This is a genomic window from Microbacterium lacusdiani (assembly GCF_054779895.1).
Map to the genome: position 1 here is coordinate 1 of NZ_BAAGXJ010000031.1, position 3,462 is coordinate 3,462.

The following is a 3,462-nucleotide window of genomic DNA, read 5'->3' on the forward strand; positions in this document are numbered from 1 at the left end:
GGGACCGGGTCTTCGGATCCTCTCCTTCTGGACTCACTCTTGTCTTCCTGCCGGTTGGTGGGTTGCGGGGTGGGTACCGCCCGTACTTTGAGAACTACACAGTGGACGCGAGCATCTTATAGATAGCGAACGACAGGCCTTTCGGGGTCTGTCGGCTCATGTGATTTCAAGTCTTTAAGAGCAAACGGTGGATGCCTTGGCATCTGGAGCCGAAGAAGGACGTAGCAATCTGCGATAAGCCTCGGGGAGCTGATAAGCGAGCTTTGATCCGAGGGTGTCCGAATGGGGAAACCCCGCCAGGCGTTTGTGCGACCTGGTGACTCCCGCCTGAATATATAGGGCGGGTAGAGGGAACGTGGGGAAGTGAAACATCTCAGTACCCACAGGAAGAGAAAACAACAGTGATTCCGTGAGTAGTGGCGAGCGAAACCGGATGAGGCTAAACCGGGCGTGTGTGATAGCCGGCAGGCGTTGCACGTTCGGGGTTGTGGGACTCTCTTGACTTCTCTGCCGAGGGGTCGACGTGACAGAAGCGTATAGACGAACGGTCTTGAATGGCCGGCCAGAGTGGGTGGCAGCCCCGTAGTCGAAATGCGTGTTCTGGCGTGGAGAGGATCCCAAGTAGCACGGGGCCCGAGAAATCCCGTGTGAATCTGCCAGGACCACCTGGTAAGCCTAAATACTCCCAGATGACCGATAGCGGACAAGTACCGTGAGGGAAAGGTGAAAAGTACCCCGGGAGGGGAGTGAAATAGTACCTGAAACCGTTTGCTTACAAACCGTTGGAGCACCCCTGGTAGGTGTGACAGCGTGCCTTTTGAAGAATGAGCCTGCGAGTTAGCGATACGTGGCGAGGTTAACCCGTGTGGGGTAGCCGTAGCGAAAGCGAGTCTGAATAGGGCGATTCAGTCGCGTGTCCTAGACCCGAAGCGAAGTGATCTATCCATGGCCAGGCTGAAGCGACGGTAAGACGTCGTGGAGGGCCGAACCCACTTAGGTTGAAAACTGAGGGGATGAGCTGTGGATAGGGGTGAAAGGCCAATCAAACTTCGTGATAGCTGGTTCTCTCCGAAATGCATTTAGGTGCAGCGTTGCGTGTTTCTTGCCGGAGGTAGAGCTACTGGATGGCCGATGGGCCCTACCAGGTTACTGACGTCAGCCAAACTCCGAATGCCGGTAAGTGAGAGCGCAGCAGTGAGACTGTGGGGGATAAGCTTCATAGTCGAGAGGGAAACAACCCAGACCACCAACTAAGGTCCCAAAGCGCGTGCTAAGTGGGAAAGGATGTGGAGTTGCTCAGACAACCAGGAGGTTGGCTTAGAAGCAGCCACCCTTGAAAGAGTGCGTAATAGCTCACTGGTCAAGTGATTCCGCGCCGACAATGTAACGGGGCTCAAGCACGCCACCGAAGTTGTGGCATTGAAACTATTGGCAGGCCTTCGTGGTCCAGCCGTTTTGATGGGTAGGAGAGCGTCGTGTGGCGAGTGAAGCGGCGGTGGAAACCAGCCGTGGACGCCACACGAGTGAGAATGCAGGCATGAGTAGCGAATGACGTGTGAGAAACACGTCCTCCGAAAGACCAAGGGTTCCAGGGTCAAGCTAATCTTCCCTGGGTAAGTCGGGACCTAAGGCGAGGCCGACAGGCGTAGTCGATGGACAACGGGTTGATATTCCCGTACCGGCGAAGAACCGCCCCAACCAATCCAGTGGTGCTAAGCGCCCGAATCCATCCACCGTCACCTTCGGGTGACACCGGGTGGCCTAGCGCGCGACCCCATGCTGGTGCGGTTAGCGTATTAACAGGTGTGACGCAGGAAGGTAGCCCAAGCCAGGCGATGGTAGTCCTGGTGCAAGTGCGTAGGCCGGGGGATAGGCAAATCCGTCCCCCATACAGGCTGAGACACGATGCGGATGAAAAGTGGGTGATCCTATGCTGCCGAGAAAAGCATCGACGCGAGGTTCCAGCCGCCCGTACCCCAAACCGACTCAGGTGGTCAGGTAGAGAATACCGAGGAGATCGAGATAATCGTGGTTAAGGAACTCGGCAAAATACCCCCGTAACTTCGGGAGAAGGGGGGCCCAGCGCGTACTAGGACTTGCTCCGAAAGCGTGTGTGGGCCGCAGAGACCAGTGGGTAGCGACTGTTTATTAAAAACACAGGTCCGTGCCAAGTCGCAAGACGATGTATACGGACTGACGCCTGCCCGGTGCCGGAAGGTTAAGAGGACCGGTCAGCCGCAAGGCGAAGCTGAGAATTTAAGCCCCGGTAAACGGCGGTGGTAACTATAACCATCCTAAGGTAGCGAAATTCCTTGTCGGGTAAGTTCCGACCTGCACGAATGGCGTAACGACTTCCCAACTGTCTCAACCACGAACTCGGCGAAATTGCATTACGAGTAAAGATGCTCGTTACGCGCAGCAGGACGGAAAGACCCCGTGACCTTTACTACAGCTTGGTATTGGTGTTCGGTGTGGCTTGTGTAGGATAGGTGGGAGACTGTGAAGCGGTGACGCCAGTTACCGTGGAGTCGTTGTTGAAATACCACTCTGGTCACTCTGGATGTCTAACTTCGAACCGTGATCCGGTTCAGGGACAGTGCCTGGTGGGTAGTTTAACTGGGGCGGTTGCCTCCCAAAAAGTAACGGAGGCGCCCAAAGGTTCCCTCAACCTGGTTGGCAATCAGGTGGCGAGTGTAAGTGCACAAGGGAGCTTGACTGTGAGACTGACAGGTCGAGCAGGGACGAAAGTCGGGACTAGTGATCCGGCAGTGGCTTGTGGAAGCGCTGTCGCTCAACGGATAAAAGGTACCTCGGGGATAACAGGCTGATCTTGCCCAAGAGTCCATATCGACGGCATGGTTTGGCACCTCGATGTCGGCTCGTCGCATCCTGGGGCTGGAGTAGGTCCCAAGGGTTGGGCTGTTCGCCCATTAAAGCGGTACGCGAGCTGGGTTTAGAACGTCGTGAGACAGTTCGGTCCCTATCCGCTGCGCGCGTAGGAAGTTTGAGAGGATCTGACCCTAGTACGAGAGGACCGGGTTGGACGAACCTCTGGTGTGTCAGTTGTTCCGCCAGGAGCACCGCTGATTAGCTACGTTCGGGATGGATAACCGCTGAAAGCATCTAAGCGGGAAGCCGGCCTCAAGATGAGACTTCCATGCCTTCGGGCGAGAGGCTCCCAGCCAGACTACTGGGTTGATAGGCCAGATGTGGAAGTGCAGCAATGCATGCAGCTGACTGGTACTAATAAGCCGATGACTTGATAACACCCCGCTCTTCTAGCGGTGCGCGCGTCCACTGAGTGGTTCTCGATGTACGGTCGAGAACACAACAACAAAGCTTTTGTTGTGACTGAAACATCAACAGTGTTTCGGCGGTCATAGCGAGAGGGAAACGCCCGGTCACATTCCGAACCCGGAAGCTAAGCCTCTCAGCGCCGATGGTACTGCAGGGGGGACCCTG

2 rRNA genes are annotated in these 3,462 nt (G+C 56.0%); both read left to right on the top strand.

Annotated elements, in window-relative coordinates:
• Positions 1-164 precede the first annotated feature (164 nt).
• Positions 165-3,267, top strand: a 23S ribosomal RNA gene (locus tag ACYVGN_RS13365).
• Positions 3,268-3,369: 102 nt separating this feature from the next.
• Positions 3,370-3,462, top strand: a 5S ribosomal RNA gene (gene rrf, locus ACYVGN_RS13370); the annotation flags it as partial.